The sequence below is a fragment of the Pseudomonas simiae genome (genome assembly GCF_900111895.1).
In the GTDB taxonomy this organism is placed as follows: Bacteria; Pseudomonadota; Gammaproteobacteria; order Pseudomonadales; family Pseudomonadaceae; genus Aquipseudomonas; species Aquipseudomonas simiae.
On record NZ_FOKB01000001.1, the window covers coordinates 918,582 to 933,039 of the forward strand.

Below are 14,458 nucleotides of genomic sequence, written 5' to 3' on the forward strand. Positions count from 1 at the left end.
TATGCAGAAAGTAGCGCTGGGGCAGTACCAAGGTAGTAGCCCCGCGCAGCGAGTGCGGTCTTAGCATGGATCCCTACCGGTCTTATTCACAGGAGTGACACGAGCATGCGCGTCTTCACCACCCGGCCCGGCCTGTCGGCCCTGTGGCGCATCAACCTGTGGGTGTGCGGCTTCTTCGCCCTGGTGACCTGCGCCTGCACCGCGCTGTTGCTGCACCAGGCCCTGGCCGATGTGGAGCACGAGCTGCAATCGGCCGAAGCGGTGGTGCACTACCTGAGCGAAACCGCCGAGCGCGACCCGGCCAGCCTGCAACCCCACCTCACCGCGAGTTTGCGCCATGTACGTGTGCACTGGCTGGCGAGCGGCGACAGCGCGCAAGCGCCGGCCCCGGACGGGCTGGACGCCTGGCTCGGGCGCCTGCTGTTTGCCGAGGCACGACGCAGTGCCCAGGTGCTGGACTTGTCGGACGGTCGGCGCGTGTCCATCGCCGTCGACCCTCGGGATGAGATCGATGAGGTCTGGGATTCCCTGCAACAACTGCTGGGCCTGTGCGCCCTGGCCCTGGTGTTGAGCCTGTTGACCATCCGCTGGGCGGTGCGCCGTGGCATGGGCGTGTTGGATGAATTACTGCGCGCGCTGCAACAGGTGTGCGCCGGCCAGCTCAACGTGCGCCTGCGCAGTAAAGGCGCGCCGGAAGCACGGCAGTTGGCGCTGCACTTCAACCGCATGACCGACGCCCTGGAGCAGGCGCGTACCGATAACACCCGGCTCACCCAGACCCTGCTGGCGGTGCAGGAACAGGAGCGCACCCACCTGGCCCAGACCCTGCACGATGACCTCGGTCAATACCTGGCCGGCATTCGCGCCCAGGCCTGCCTGTTGCGCCTGGTCACCGACCAGCCGCATCTGCTGGCGTCCACCGTGGCGCAATTGGAGGATCACTGCGAGCACTTGCAGCAAGGCTTCAGGGCGCTGGTCCACGATCTCTATCCGGTGGCCCTGCAACACCTGCCGATGGCCGAGGCGTTTTCGATGCTGGTTACGCAGTGGCAGGCCAGCCACGGCATTCCCTGCCACCTGCAAGTCAGTACGGACCTGCCGCTGTTGCCCGGCGCCAGCAAGACCCATCTGTACCGTCTGCTCCAGGAAGCCCTGACCAACATCCTGCGGCATGCCGACGCCAGCCAGGTGCACGTGCGTCTGCAACATCGCGGTTCGCGCCTGCGCCTGTGGGTGCGTGATAACGGTCGCGGTGCAGACACGCCCCAGCGGCCCGGCGTGGGCCTGTATTCGATGGCCGAACGCGCCCGCTGCCTGGGCGGCGAATTGAAGATCATCAGCCAGCCCGGCGCCGGCTGGGCGTTGGCGTTGAACGTGCCGTTGGAGGCTTCATGAATATTCTGTTGGTGGATGACCACGCTGTGGTGCGCCAGGGTTATGCCAGCCTGCTGCGCGCGCTGCTGCCGGCCGTTGAAGTGCGCGAGGCGGCCAGTGGTGAAGAAGCGTTGAGCCGGGTCCAGGAAGCGCTGCCGCACCTGGTGATCATGGACTTCGGCTTGCCGGGCATCAGCGGCCTGGAAACCACCCGTCGCCTGCGCCAGCGCCTGCCGCACCTGCGTGTGCTGTTTTTCAGCATGCACGACGAGCTGCCCCTGGTGCGCCAGGCCCTGGACGCCGGGGCCTCAGGCTACCTGACCAAAACCTCGGCCCCCGAGGTGTTGATCGAAGCGGTGCGGCGCATCCTCGACGGCCACGCCTACATCGAGCAGGCCCTGGCCACCGAACTGGCCTATACCCCCAGCGATCAACGCTTGCAGGGCATGACCCCGCGTGAACTGGAGATTTTCCTGATGCTGGCCAGGGGCACGCCTACCCGAGCGATTGCCGACCAGCTGAATATCAGCAGCAAGACCGTGTCCAATCACCTGACCTTGCTCAAGAGCAAATTGCAGGTGAGTTCCCATGCCGAGCTGGTGCACCTGGGGATCGACATGGGGGTGGTGCGGGTGGTTGGATAACCGGGCGTGCACAAAACCCACATTTCAATGGCGTCGTTTCAGCGATCCCAGGTCGTTGGGCAATCCTGGCAGCCCTCCATATTGGCATCCTGGAAGTTCGCATAGTGCTGGCGACTGCCGGTGAGGGTGGCCTGTTCCAGGTTGCTCTCGCCGAACTTGGCTTCCTGCAGGTTGGCGTCGCTGAGGTCGGCACCTTGCAGGTCGGCCTTGCTCAGCCAGGTCATCTCCAGGTCGGCCGCACGCAGGTTGGCCTTGTGCATTTTTGCCCCGGACAGCCGCGCAAACTGCAGGTAGGCCGCACTGAGGTTGGCGTTTTCGAACTGCGCCCCCTGGGCAAACAAGCCCCAGCCCTGGATCGCCATCAGCGTGGCGCCGCTGAAGTTGGCCAGGCGCAGGTTGGCCTGTTGCAGGCTGGCGCGGGTCAGGTTGGCGCCTTGCAGCTGGGCTTTTTCCAGGTTGGCCAGGTCGAGGTTGGCATGGCGCAGATCCGCCTCGCGCAGGTCGGCGCCGGCCAGGTTCATCTTGCTCAAGTCCTGGTTGCGCAAATCGGCGCCCTTGAGGTTGGCGCCGGGGCATTGGCTGCGTTCGGCGAGGGTGCAGCCGTTGATGATCAGCGGGGCGTCGTCGCCATCGTCGGCGTGCGCCAGGGGCAGGGAGAGCAGGAGTAACAAGGGCAGGTAGTTCATCGTGCAACCTCTAGGGATCCTGTGGTGAGCGGGGCAAGCCCGCTCATCACAAAAGGCGGTCCGGTCATCTCGCAAGGGTTACTTCTGGGCGGTCTTGTTATCCCAGCTCGGGATCTTGAACACCCAGAACGACCCGCCCTGTGCCACCGGCTTGGTCAGCTCGGCCATGTCGCCGCCCCACAACGGCACCGCGCCGCCATAGCCGACGGTTACGCCGACATATTGTTCGCCATCCTGCTCCCAGGTGATCGGCGGCGAGACGATGCCGCTGCCGGTCTGAAACTTCCACAGCTCCTTGCCGGTTTTGGCGTCGAAAGCCTTGAAGAAGCCATCGCCGGTGCCGGTAAACACCAGGTTGCCCTTGGTGGCCAGCACGCCGGCCCACAGCGGCAAGGCTTCCTTGTGCTCCCACACCACCTTCCCGGTGGTTGGGTTCATCGCACGCAGGGTGCCGACGTGGTCGTCATACATGCGCTTGATGCGAAAGCCCATGCCCAGGTACGCCGAGCCCTTCTTGTAGTTGACCTCTTCGGTCCAGTATTCCTCTTTCCACTGGTTGCCGGGGATGTAGAACAGCCCGGTGTCCTGGCTGTAGGCCATGGGGTTCCAGTTCTTGCCACCCAGGAACGGCGGCGAGACTTCCACCGGTTTGCCTTTGGTTTCACCCGGCAATGGCTTGGCCGGACGCTGGCCTTCATTCTCCACCGGACGCCCGGTCTTCAGGTCGATATGGCTGGCCCAGGTGATGTTGTCGACGAAGGGGAAGGCGTTCTGCAGCTTGCCGTTATTGCGGTCCACCACATAGAAAAAACCATTGCGGTCGGCGTGGCCGGTGGCCTTGACCACTTTGCCGTCCTTGTCCTTGTAGTCGAACAGCACCAGCTCGTTGTTGCCGGAGAAGTCCCAGGCGTCGTTCGGGGTGTGCTGGTAGAACCACTTCACTTCGCCGGTGCTGGGGTCGACGCCGACCTGGCCCGAGGTGTAGAGGCTGTCGAAGTCGTGGGGGTTGCCGTCCTTGGCGGTGCGCGCCCAGGTGTTCCACGGGCCGGGGTTGCCGGCGCCGACGATGATCGTATTGGTCTCGGCATCGAAGCTTGCGCTCTGCCAAGGGGCGCCGCCGCCGTGGCTCCAGGCCTCGACCTTGCCGGTTTCGGTGGTCGGGTCATCCGGCCACGAAGGGGCCTTGACGTCGCCGGTCGGCGTGCTGTCCTTGCCGTTCAGACGGCCCATATGGCCCTCCACGAACGGGCGCATCCATACTTCTTCGCCAGTGTCCGGGTCGCGGGCAAACAGCTGGCCGACCACGCCGAATTCATCGCCGGAGCTGCCGTGGATCAGCAGCACCTTGCCGCTGACCTTGTCTTTGATCAGCACCGGAGCGCCGGTCAGGGTGTAGCCGGCGGCGTGGTCGCCGAACTTCTTGTTCCACACCACTTTGCCGGTGTTCTTGTCGAGGGCGATCAGGCGCGCGTCGAGGGTGCCGAAGTAGATCTTGTCGCCGAAGATCGCCGCACCCCGGTTGACCACGTCACAGCACGGGCGAATGTTGTCGGGCAGGCGGTGGTTGTAGGTCCACAGGCGCTTGCCAGTCTTGGCGTCGAGGGCGAACACGCGGGAGTAGGAGCCGGTGACGTAGACCACGCCGTCGCTGACGATGGCCTGGGACTCCTGGCCGCGTTGCTTCTCGTCGCCGAACGAGTAGGACCAGGCCGGGGTGAGCTTGAACACGTTCTTGTCGTTGACCTGGGCCAGCGGGCTCCAGCGCTGGGCGTTGGTGCCCATGCCGTATTGCAGCACGTCCTGGGTGGTCAGGTGGTCGTTGGCGATGTCTTCCCAGGTGACAGTGCGCGTCGGCTTGGCGGGTTCGGCGGCCGCGAACGTTACAGCACTGAGGGACAGGCTGCCCACCAGCACAAAGGCTTGCACGGCAAGGCTTAAAGGTGAGCGGGCGGGTAGCGATCTTATTGTCATGGTTGCAGTTCCCAGTGGAGGTTTTGGCCTGCACAGGGTGGAACGCCGGGGCGCCGGGCGGATACGGAAAAAGTCCCGCTGTGGCCGGGAAGACTTCCCGGGGCGCCGCTGTTTTAGGCGTGCCCCACAAGCCCTACTACCAAGGGAGGAGAGGGCGGCCACCAAAGCAGCATACGGCCCATGTCCCGGGGTTTCTAAGATGGTTGCCATAGCCTCTGCAATGAGGTTTTGCGTGCAATCCTGAGGGCAAAAATAATGACAACAAAACACAATGCCTTGCTCGTCGCCGGGCTGTTGGTCGGTGTGATCGCCGCGGGCTCCGCCTGGGCCCATGGTGACGTGGTCCCGCAAGCGGTGGAAACCCAGGGCCTGACCTCGATCAAGGACGCCGGCGTGCCGGTCAACGAAGACGGCTGGGCGGCGGTCAATCCGTACCGCACCTCGCCTGAACACGATCGGGCCGTGGAGATTGGTTCGTCCGCCTACAACCAGAACTGCGCCGCCTGCCACGGCCTGGAAGCCAAGTCCGGCGGCATCGCCCCCGACCTGCGCATGCTCGATGTGGGCGAAGCCGGTGATGAGTGGTTCGTCGAGCGCGTGCGCCATGGCGCGGTGCGTGACGGCCGCGTGTACATGCCGAAAATGGCCGACTACCTGAGCCAGGAAGCCTTGTGGGCCGTGCGCACCTACCTGGATACCGTGCACGTCGAGGAGTAAGCCATGCGCCTGTTCGCTTATGTGCTTGGCCTGGCCCTGCTGTGTTGCCAGCCGGCACAGGCGCAGGTGCGCAGCTATGACCAGATGATCGCCGCCGGCGACATCAACGTGGCGGTGTACAAGGACTTTGCCCCCTACAGTTTCGAAGACGGCGCCACCGCGCGCGGGGTCGACGTGGAGCTGGCCCAGGCCCTGGCCACGGCGCTGGGGGTACGGCTCACGTTGATCTGGGCGCCGGCCGGCGAGAAGCTCGACGACGACCTGCGCGACTACATCTGGCGTGGCAGCCAGTTGCACAACCAGCAACTGGCCGACCTGATGATGCGCGCGCCCTACGATCGCGATTACGCACAGAAGCGCAACGACCAGGGCGAACTGGAAAACGGCCATGTGGTGATGTTCGGGCCGTATCAGAACGAACAATGGCAGGTGGCTTACGACCGTCGGCGCCTGGACAGGGTTGCCAGCGTGGCGGTGTTCGAGCAGCACCCGATTGGCGTCGAAGTCGACAGCGTGCCGTCGTTCTACCTCACCTCGGTGTTCAACGGCATGCTCGCCGCCAAGACCCATCACTACCCCGACGTCCCCCAGGCCTTTGCGGCGATGAAAGCCGGTGAGGTCGATGCGGTGATGGCGATGCGCGGCGAAGTCGATTGGCAGGTGCATGAAGCCCACGACCCGCAACTGGCCCTCGCCGAAAACGCCTACCCGAACATGGGCAAGCAGCGCTGGGAGATCGGCATGGCGGTGCACGAGAGCAATCGCCAGTTGGCCTACGCGGTGGAAGAGGCGCTGGAAGGCTTGATCCGCGACGGCGCGGTGCAAGCCATCTATGCCCGTTACGGCCTGCAGTATGAAGTCCCCGAGATGTATCAATAGGAGCAGGCGATGAACTGGCGACTGAGCTGCATCTTGGCGTGCTGGCTGCCGCTGGCGGCTCACGCCGTGGAGGTCGACCCGGTACCGTCGGTGATGTGGGCGTTTTATCACAAGCAGTTCCTGGCCGAGGCGCCGTTCGTGTTCGACGACCGAGTCAAGCTGCTCGCGCCGCCGTTCGCCGAAGATGCGCGCCAGGTGCCGCTGGAAATCGACGCCCGCGCCTTCAACGGCCATGTGGTGAAAATCCTCGCCTGGGCCGAGCTCAACCCATTGCCGAAAATCGTCGACTTCCAACCCAAGACCGGCGTGCTGCCGTGGCTGTCGCTGCGGATTCGTATCGAGCAGGCCACGCCGTTGCGGGCGGCGGTGCTCACCGATGACGGGCTGTGGCATGTGGGCTCGACCCTGATCGACGCGGCCGGTGGCGGCTGCACCGCGCCCAGCGTGGTACGCACCCAGCCGGGCTGGGAAGAGCACATCGGCGAAGTGCTCGGCGGCCGTTACCCGCGGGGCGAGTTCAGCCGCGTACGTGTGCAGGTGGCGCACCCGATGGACAATGGCATGGTCAGCGGCATCCCCGAGTTTTTTATCAACCATGCACAACTGCTTGGCCGGGACGGCCAGGTGTTGGCTGATCTTGAGCTATTCCCGGCGGTCAGCGAAAACCCCAACCTGGCCTTCGACATCGACGCGCCGGGGCCTACCCGGCTGGTGCTGCGCGACAACAGCGGCAATGAGTTCGACGCGGCCATACCCTGACCAGAAGGAGCGCGGCATGCGCTGGATTCTATTGTTATGCCTGGGCCTGAGCCTGCCCGCCCTGGCGGACCTCGACTACGCCCTCAAGCCCCGATTGATCGCCGATGACACCTGGCTGCTTGAAGGCAGCACCGACAATTTTGCCAAGGCCAATGGCGGCAATATCGTCAACACCGCCTTCATTGTCACCGAGGCTGGCGTGGTGGTGATCGACACCGGGCCGTCGCGGCGCTATGGCGAAGCCATGCGCGAGGCCATCGCCCGCGTCACCCCCAAGCCGGTGACCCAGGTGCTGATTACCCACCATCACCCCGACCATGCGCTGGGCAACCAGGCCTTCAAGGACGTGCCCATCGGCGCCCTGGCCGAGACCACGCGGCTGCTGCACGAGCAGGGCGACGGCATGGCGGAAAATCTCTACCGCATGGTCGGCGACTGGATGCGCGGTACCGAGGTGGTATTGCCGACCCAGGTGCTGGAACCCGGTGTGCTGAGCGTCGGCCGCCACGACTTGCGCTTGCTCGCGCTCACCGGCCACACCGGCGCCGACCTGGCGATCTTCGACCAGAGCACCGGCGTGCTGTTCGCCGGCGACCTGGTGTTTTACCAGCGCGCGCTCACCACCCCCAACAGCCCGGGGCTGGCGGTGTGGCTGGCCGACCTCGGCACCCTGCAAGCCTTGCCCTGGACCCTGATCGTGCCCGGCCATGGCCCGGTGGCCAGCGACGCGCAGCCCTTCACGCAGATGCGCGACTACCTGACCTGGCTCGATCAACTGCTGCGTGACGGCGCGGCCCACGGCAGCGACATGGCCGAGATGATCCGCAGCCCCATCCCTGAACGCTTCGCCACGATCAGCCTGAGCCGCTATGAACTGATTCGCAGCGTCAGCCACCTGTACCCGCGTTACGAGCGCGAACGGATGCAACGCGTGGATTCGGCGCGCTGACCCGCTACTAAGGAACTAGCAAACTCGATACTGCGGTCAATTGTGACAACTGCCCCTGCGCCCAAGAATCTGCTCCAGACCGGGAAAATTTCCCGGGTATAACAAAAAACCGCAGAGGTAGCCGTCATGACCCAACCCGCACGCCGCCAACCCTTCGCCTTGAGTGTGTTGCTCGGTGCCATCCTGTTGTCAGGCCAGGCCATGGCCTCGGTGACCGATGAGGAAATTCTCCAGGACCCGAAAAACCCCGGGCAGATCGTCACCAACGGCCTGGGCGTGCAGGGCCAGCGCTACAGCCCCCTCGACACCCTGAACGTCGATAACGTGAAGGAACTGCGACCGGTCTGGGCGTTTTCCTTTGGCGGCGAGAAGCAGCGTGGGCAACAGGCGCAGCCGATGATCAAGGATGGGGTGATGTACCTCACCGGTTCCTACTCGCGGGTGTTCGCGGTGGATGCGCGCACCGGCAAGAAGCTCTGGCAGTACGATGCGCGTCTGCCCGATGACATTCGCCCGTGCTGTGACGTGATCAACCGTGGCGTGGCGCTGTACGGCGACCTGGTGTTCTTCGGCACCCTCGACGCCAAGCTGGTGGCGCTGAACAAAGACACCGGTAAAGTGGTGTGGAGCAAGAAAGTCGCCGACCACAAAGAAGGCTACTCCATCAGCGCCGCGCCCCTGGTGATCAACGGCAAGCTGATTACCGGTGTGGCCGGTGGCGAGTTCGGCGTGGTGGGCAAGATCGAAGCCTATGACCCGAAGAACGGTGAACTGCTTTGGAGTCGCCCGACGGTCGAAGGCCATATGGGCTACGTCTATAAAGACGGCAAGGCGGTTGAGAACGGTATCTCCGGTGGCGAGGCGGGCAAGACCTGGCCCGGAGATCTGTGGAAAACCGGCGGCGCCGCACCGTGGCTGGGCGGCTACTACGACCCGGAAACCAACCTGCTGCTGTTCGGTACCGGCAACCCGGCGCCGTGGAACTCGCACCTGCGCCCTGGCGACAACCTCTACTCGTCCTCGCGCCTGGCGCTGAACCCGGACGACGGCACCATCAAGTGGCACTTCCAGACCACGCCCCATGACGGCTGGGACTATGACGGCGTGAACGAGCTGGTCTCCTTCAACTACACGGAAGGTGGCAAAGAGATAAAAGCTGCCGCCACAGCCGACCGTAACGGCTTCTTCTACGTGCTTGATCGCACCAACGGCAAGTTCATTCGTGGTTTCCCGTTTGTCGACAAGATCACCTGGGCCACCGGCCTGGACAAGGACGGTCGGCCGATCTACAACGACGCCAGCCGCCCTGGCGCTCCGGGCAGCGAAGCCAAGGGCACCTCGGTGTTCGTCGCACCGGCGTTCCTGGGCGCGAAAAACTGGATGCCGATGGCCTATAACCGCGACACCGGGTTGTTCTACGTGCCGTCCAACGAGTGGGGCATGGACATGTGGAACGAAGGCATCGCCTACAAGAAGGGCGCGGCGTTCCTCGGTGCGGGCTTCACTATCAAACCATTGAACGAAGACTATATCGGCGTGCTGCGCGCCATTGACCCGAAGACCGGCAAGGAAGTCTGGCGCCACAAGAACTTCGCGCCGCTGTGGGGCGGAGTGCTGACCACCAAGGGCAACCTGGTGTTCACAGGCACGCCGGAAGGCTTCCTGCAGGCGTTCAACGCCAAGACCGGCGAGAAAGTCTGGGAATTCCAGACCGGCTCCGGCGTGCTCGGCTCGCCTGTGACCTGGGAAATGGACGGCGAACAGTACGTCTCGGTGCTCTCGGGCTGGGGCGGTGCAGTGCCGTTGTGGGGCGGTGAAGTGGCCAAGCGCATCAAGGACTTCAACCAGGGCGGCATGCTCTGGACCTTCAAGCTGCCCAAAGAGCTGGTCGCCAAACACTGAATCTACGACCAAATGACAAGCGCCCCCCTGCCAACGGCGCATTCGCCCGGGAACGGGGGCTCTTTAACATCGGGTCATCGCCTGTTGACCGACAGGCCCGGACCCAGACAGAGGCTTTAACATGATCTACGCACAACCTGGCACCCCTGGCGCCATCGTCAGCTTTAAGCAGCGCTACGGTAATTACATCGGCGGTGAGTTCGTCGCCCCGCTCAGCGGTGAATACTTCACCAACACTTCGCCGGTGACCGGTGAAGTGATCGCCGAATTCCCGCGCTCCAACGCCGCCGATATCGACAAGGCCCTCGACGCTGCCCATGCCGCCGCCGACGCCTGGGGCAAAACCTCGCCTCAGGATCGCTCCCTGGTGCTGCTGAAAATCGCCGACCGTATCGAGCAGCACCTCGAAGTGCTGGCCGTGACCGAAAGTTGGGACAACGGCAAGGCCGTGCGCGAAACCCTCAACGCCGACGTGCCTCTGGCCGCTGACCACTTCCGCTACTTCGCTGGCTGCATCCGCGCCCAGGAAGGCGGCGCCGCCGAGATCAACGAACACACCGCGGCCTATCACTTCCATGAGCCATTGGGCGTGGTCGGGCAGATCATTCCGTGGAACTTCCCGCTGCTGATGGCCGCCTGGAAACTCGCCCCGGCCCTGGCCGCCGGTAACTGCATTGTGCTCAAGCCGGCCGAGCAGACGCCGCTGTCGATCATGGTGTTTGCCGAATTGATCAATGACCTGCTGCCACCGGGCGTGCTGAACATCGTCCAGGGCTTTGGCCGCGAAGCCGGGGAGGCACTGGCCACCAGCAAGCGCATCGCCAAGATCGCATTCACCGGCTCGACCCCCATCGGTGCGCACATCATGCATGCCGCCGCCGAGAACCTCATTCCCTCCACCGTGGAACTGGGCGGCAAGTCGCCGAACATCTTCTTCGAAGACATCATGCAGGCCGAGCCGCAGTTCATCGAAAAAGCCGCCGAAGGCCTGGTGCTGGCGTTCTTCAACCAGGGCGAAGTGTGCACCTGCCCGTCGCGGGCGCTGGTGCAGGAGTCGATCTACGACGACTTCATGAAAGTGGTGATGAAGAAGATCGTCAAGATCAAGCGCGGCAACCCGCTGGACACCGAAACCATGGTTGGCGCCCAGGCGTCCGAGCAGCAATACGACAAGATCCTCTCCTACCTCAAGATCGCCCAGGAAGAGGGCGCCGAGCTGCTCACCGGCGGCGCAGCCGAGCGCCTGGAGGGCGACTTGTCCAGCGGTTACTACATCCAGCCGACCTTGCTCAAGGGCCACAACAAGATGCGCGTGTTCCAGGAAGAAATCTTCGGCCCGGTGGTGGGCATCACCACCTTCAAGGACGAAGCCGAAGCCCTGGCGATTGCCAATGACAGCGAGTTCGGCCTCGGCGCCGGGCTGTGGACCCGCGACATCAACCGTGCCTACCGCATGGGCCGGGCGATCAAGGCCGGGCGCGTGTGGACCAACTGTTATCACCTGTACCCGGCGCATGCGGCGTTTGGCGGCTACAAGAAGTCGGGCGTGGGGCGTGAGAACCACAAGATGATGCTCGATCACTACCAGCAGACCAAGAATTTGCTGGTGAGCTACGACATCAATCCGCTGGGTTTCTTCTAACCCTCTGACTGCAATGCGGTCTCCTGTGGGAGGGGCGGTGCGACGATTCGACTTGCTCCCTCCCACATTTTGCTCCCTGTACATTCGCGACTAATGCAGTGCGGCATTTACTTCGAAAGTAGCATTCGCCCCCCCATCCCCCCCATGCATTAATGCCCATACCGGAATCTTCCGGCACAACAAGAGGACTCTCCCTATGTGGACCAAACCCGCCTTCACCGACCTGCGTATCGGCTTCGAAGTGACCATGTACTTCGCCAGCCGCTGATCCATCTCCGGCCAGCCTTGTGCTGGCCGGTGCGGTATTGGGAATGACCCTTTGGTCTGATTGCATTCGCCTGTGAATGGGTTAGTGTGAAGCGCATCTACCAAAATAATAACAACAGGCTTTCCAATGAGCCCAAATCTGAGCCTCCTGCGTAAATTCGTCTCGCCTGAAATCATCTTTGGTGCCGGCTGTCGGCATAACGTCGGTAACTATGCCAAGACCTTTGGCGCGCGCAAGGTGTTGGTGGTCAGCGACCCCGGGGTGATCGCCGCCGGTTGGGTCGCCGATGTGGAAGCCAGCCTGCAAGCCATCGGCATCGACTATTGCCTGTACAGCGCCGTGTCGCCCAACCCGCGCGTTGAAGAAGTGATGCTCGGCGCCGAGGTGTACCGCGAAAACCACTGCGACGTGATCGTGGCCATTGGCGGCGGCAGCCCCATGGACTGCGGCAAGGCCATCGGCATTGTGGTCGCCCATGGGCGCTGCATCCTCGAGTTCGAAGGCGTGGACACCATTCGTGTGCCGAGCCCACCGTTGATCCTGATCCCCACCACCGCCGGCACGTCGGCGGATGTCTCGCAGTTCGTGATCATTTCCAATCAGCAGGAACGCATGAAGTTCTCCATCGTCAGTAAGGCGGTGGTGCCGGATGTGTCGCTGATTGACCCGGAAACTACGGCGAGCATGGACCCGTTCCTGTCCGCCTGTACCGGCATCGACGCGCTGGTGCATGCCATCGAGGCGTTCGTGTCTACCGGCCACGGCCCGCTGACCGATCCCCATGCGCTGGAAGCCATGCGCCTGATCAACGGCAACCTGGTGCAGATGATCGCCAACCCCGGTGACATTGCCCTGCGCGAGAAGATCATGCTCGGCAGCATGCAGGCCGGCCTGGCGTTCTCCAATGCAATCCTCGGCGCGGTGCATGCCATGTCTCACAGCCTCGGCGGGTTTCTCGACCTGCCCCACGGGCTATGCAACGCAGTGCTGGTGGAGCATGTGGTGGCGTTCAACTACAACTCGGCGCCGGAGCGCTTCAAGGTGATCGCCGAGACCTTTGGCATCGATTGCCGGGGCCTCAGCCATCGGCAGGTTTGCGCGCGGCTGGTGGAGCATCTGATTGCACTGAAACACGCCATCGGCTTTCACGAAACCCTCGGTTTGCATGGGGTGCGCGTGGCGGATATTCCGTTCCTGTCCCGGCATGCGATGCACGACCCGTGCATCCTCACTAACCCGCGCGAGTCCAGCCAGCGTGACGTCGAGGTCGTGTATGGCGAAGCGCTCTGAAGATCAGCAACAGGCCCTGGCCGGGCTGCTGGGCCTGGGCAATCACTCGGCGCGCAAGAGCCACTACCCGGAACTCACCGCGCGTCTCGACGAACTGGAGGCCGAGCGCAACCGCTATATCCGTCTCAACGATGAGCTGGAGCAGCGCGTGGCGGTGCGCACCGATGAACTGCTGGAAGCCAACCGTAACCTGCAACAGCAGATTGCCCAGCGCGAGCAGGTCGAGCAGGAGTTGCGCGATGCGCGCGACGCCGCCGAGGCTGCCAACCGCAGCAAGGATAAATACCTCGCCGCCGCCAGCCACGACCTGCTGCAACCGCTTAACGCGGCGCGGTTGCTGATCTCGACCCTGCGCGAACGCAACTTGCCCAGCGTCGAGCAGGTGCTGGTGGAACGTACGCACCAGGCCCTGGAAGGCGCCGAGGATTTGCTCACCGACCTGTTGGATATTTCGCGGCTCGATCAGGCGGCGGTCAAGCCCGACGTGGCGCTGTATCGCCTGGATGAGCTGTTTGCGCCGCTGGTCTCGGAGTTCCAGTCGGTGGCGCTGGCGGCCGGCCTCAACCTGCGCGCGCGCACCGGCCATTATGCGATTCGCACCGACTTGCGCCTGGTGACGCGAATCCTGCGCAACTTCCTCAGCAACGCCTGCCGCTACACCGACGAGGGCTGCATCCTGCTCGGCGCACGCCGCCGTGGCGATTGCCTGCGCCTGGAGGTGTGGGACACCGGGCGCGGCATCGCGGCCGACCGGCTCGACGCGATCTTCCTTGAATTCAACCAGCTCGATGTCGGCCGTGCTTCGGACCGCAAAGGCGTGGGGCTGGGCCTGGCGATTGTCGAGCGCATCGCCGAGATCCTCGGCTACCCAGTGGCGGTCCGTTCGTGGCCGGGGCGTGGCTCGATGTTCAGTATCGAGGTGCCCATCAGCGAAGAGATGCCCCTGGCGATCAGCCAACTGCCGGTGCTACCGACCACGGGCAACCCGCTGCCGGGGCGGCGCCTGCTGGTGATCGATAACGAGGTGAGCATCCTCGACAGCATGCGCGCCCTGCTGGCGCAGTGGGGCTGTGAGGTGATCACCGCCACCGACCAGGCCGGGGCGTTGCTGGCGTTGCAAGGCAGGGCGCCGGAGCTGATCCTCGCCGACTACCACCTCGACCACGGCGTGGTGGGCTGTGCGGTGGTCAAGCACCTGCGCGAGCATTTCGCGCAGAACATCCCCGCCGTGATCATCACCGCCGACCGCACCGACCAGTGCCGTCGCGTGCTGCGCCGCCTGGACGCGCCGTTGTTGAACAAACCGCTCAAGCCCGGCAAGTTGCGGGCGGTATTGAGCCAGTTATTGACCTAGGGTCTTGATACCCGTCAACACCC

13 protein-coding genes are annotated in these 14,458 nt (G+C 63.9%); 11 read left to right on the forward strand and 2 right to left on the reverse strand.

What is annotated here, in order from left to right; all coding sequences use genetic code 11:
• The first annotated feature begins 132 nt into the window (after window positions 1-132).
• Entirely contained in the window at window positions 133-1,395 is a 1,263-nt protein-coding gene (locus BMZ57_RS04445; RefSeq protein WP_031291170.1) for a HAMP domain-containing sensor histidine kinase, read from the forward strand.
• Window positions 1,392-2,018, forward strand: a complete 627-nt coding sequence (locus tag BMZ57_RS04450; RefSeq protein ID WP_010209351.1) for a response regulator transcription factor — start codon at window positions 1,392-1,394, stop codon at window positions 2,016-2,018. Before BMZ57_RS04445 ends, BMZ57_RS04450 begins: the two co-directional genes overlap by 4 nt.
• 38 nt (window positions 2,019-2,056) lie before the next feature.
• Here the strand turns inward: BMZ57_RS04450 and BMZ57_RS04455 are convergent, their stop codons facing one another.
• Together BMZ57_RS04455 and exaA are read right to left on the reverse strand one after the other, a co-directional pair.
• Window positions 2,057-2,704 carry a pentapeptide repeat-containing protein gene (locus BMZ57_RS04455; RefSeq protein ID WP_010209352.1) on the reverse strand — a complete coding sequence of 216 codons (648 nt, stop codon included), beginning with the start codon at window positions 2,702-2,704 and terminating at the stop codon, window positions 2,057-2,059.
• A 78-nt stretch (window positions 2,705-2,782) separates the two neighbouring features.
• Window positions 2,783-4,675, reverse strand: coding sequence for a quinoprotein ethanol dehydrogenase (exaA, locus tag BMZ57_RS04460; RefSeq protein WP_021492845.1), 1,893 nt, complete (start codon window positions 4,673-4,675; stop codon window positions 2,783-2,785).
• 255 nt (window positions 4,676-4,930) lie between these two features.
• Between exaA and pedF the strand changes: the two genes are divergently transcribed.
• From pedF to BMZ57_RS04505, 9 genes are all read left to right on the forward strand, one after another.
• A complete protein-coding gene (gene pedF / locus BMZ57_RS04465) occupies window positions 4,931-5,392 on the forward strand; it encodes a cytochrome c-550 PedF (protein WP_042572089.1) in 462 nt (153 codons plus the stop codon).
• Window positions 5,393-5,395: 3 nt separating this feature from the next.
• A complete protein-coding gene (locus BMZ57_RS04470) occupies window positions 5,396-6,271 on the forward strand; it encodes a substrate-binding periplasmic protein (protein WP_010209356.1) in 876 nt (291 codons plus the stop codon).
• Between the two features lie 9 nt (window positions 6,272-6,280).
• A complete protein-coding gene (locus BMZ57_RS04475; protein ID WP_044287402.1) occupies window positions 6,281-7,030 on the forward strand; it encodes a quinoprotein dehydrogenase-associated SoxYZ-like carrier in 750 nt (249 codons plus the stop codon).
• 16 nt (window positions 7,031-7,046) lie between these two features.
• Window positions 7,047-7,979: a quinoprotein relay system zinc metallohydrolase 1 gene (locus tag BMZ57_RS04480; RefSeq protein ID WP_010209360.1), complete on the forward strand. Its 933-nt coding sequence runs from the start codon at window positions 7,047-7,049 to the stop codon at window positions 7,977-7,979.
• 126 nt (window positions 7,980-8,105) lie between these two features.
• Window positions 8,106-9,881, forward strand: coding sequence for a PQQ-dependent methanol/ethanol family dehydrogenase (locus tag BMZ57_RS04485; protein WP_010209362.1), 1,776 nt, complete (start codon window positions 8,106-8,108; stop codon window positions 9,879-9,881).
• Window positions 9,882-10,002: 121 nt separating this feature from the next.
• Complete coding sequence (exaC, locus tag BMZ57_RS04490; RefSeq protein ID WP_010209363.1) at window positions 10,003-11,523, forward strand: acetaldehyde dehydrogenase ExaC; 1,521 nt, start codon at window positions 10,003-10,005, stop codon at window positions 11,521-11,523.
• A gap of 196 nt (window positions 11,524-11,719) precedes the next feature.
• Window positions 11,720-11,791 (forward strand): pyrroloquinoline quinone precursor peptide PqqA, encoded by a 72-nt coding sequence (gene pqqA, locus BMZ57_RS04495; protein WP_010209364.1) that lies wholly within the window; start codon window positions 11,720-11,722, stop codon window positions 11,789-11,791.
• A gap of 126 nt (window positions 11,792-11,917) precedes the next feature.
• A complete protein-coding gene (ercA, locus tag BMZ57_RS04500) occupies window positions 11,918-13,081 on the forward strand; it encodes an alcohol dehydrogenase-like regulatory protein ErcA (RefSeq protein WP_010209365.1) in 1,164 nt (387 codons plus the stop codon).
• Window positions 13,065-14,435, forward strand: coding sequence for an ATP-binding response regulator (locus BMZ57_RS04505; RefSeq protein WP_021492841.1), 1,371 nt, complete (start codon window positions 13,065-13,067; stop codon window positions 14,433-14,435). Before ercA ends, BMZ57_RS04505 begins: the two co-directional genes overlap by 17 nt.
• Window positions 14,436-14,458: the final 23 nt, after the last annotated feature.

Bases quoted from the DNA above. Each gene is read 5' to 3' on its own strand.
- BMZ57_RS04485 (WP_010209362.1), top strand. From the start codon at position 8,106: ATGACCCAACCCGCACGCCGCCAACCCTTCGCCTTGAGTGTGTTGCTC.
- BMZ57_RS04475 (WP_044287402.1), top strand. From the start codon at position 6,281: ATGAACTGGCGACTGAGCTGCATCTTGGCGTGCTGGCTGCCGCTGGCG.
- BMZ57_RS04455 (WP_010209352.1), bottom strand. From the start codon at position 2,704: ATGAACTACCTGCCCTTGTTACTCCTGCTCTCCCTGCCCCTGGCGCAC.
- BMZ57_RS04505 (WP_021492841.1), top strand. From the start codon at position 13,065: ATGGCGAAGCGCTCTGAAGATCAGCAACAGGCCCTGGCCGGGCTGCTG.
- ercA (WP_010209365.1), top strand. From the start codon at position 11,918: ATGAGCCCAAATCTGAGCCTCCTGCGTAAATTCGTCTCGCCTGAAATC.
- BMZ57_RS04470 (WP_010209356.1), top strand. From the start codon at position 5,396: ATGCGCCTGTTCGCTTATGTGCTTGGCCTGGCCCTGCTGTGTTGCCAG.
- BMZ57_RS04450 (WP_010209351.1), top strand. From the start codon at position 1,392: ATGAATATTCTGTTGGTGGATGACCACGCTGTGGTGCGCCAGGGTTAT.
- exaA (WP_021492845.1), bottom strand. From the start codon at position 4,675: ATGACAATAAGATCGCTACCCGCCCGCTCACCTTTAAGCCTTGCCGTG.
- BMZ57_RS04480 (WP_010209360.1), top strand. From the start codon at position 7,047: ATGCGCTGGATTCTATTGTTATGCCTGGGCCTGAGCCTGCCCGCCCTG.
- exaC (WP_010209363.1), top strand. From the start codon at position 10,003: ATGATCTACGCACAACCTGGCACCCCTGGCGCCATCGTCAGCTTTAAG.
- pedF (WP_042572089.1), top strand. From the start codon at position 4,931: ATGACAACAAAACACAATGCCTTGCTCGTCGCCGGGCTGTTGGTCGGT.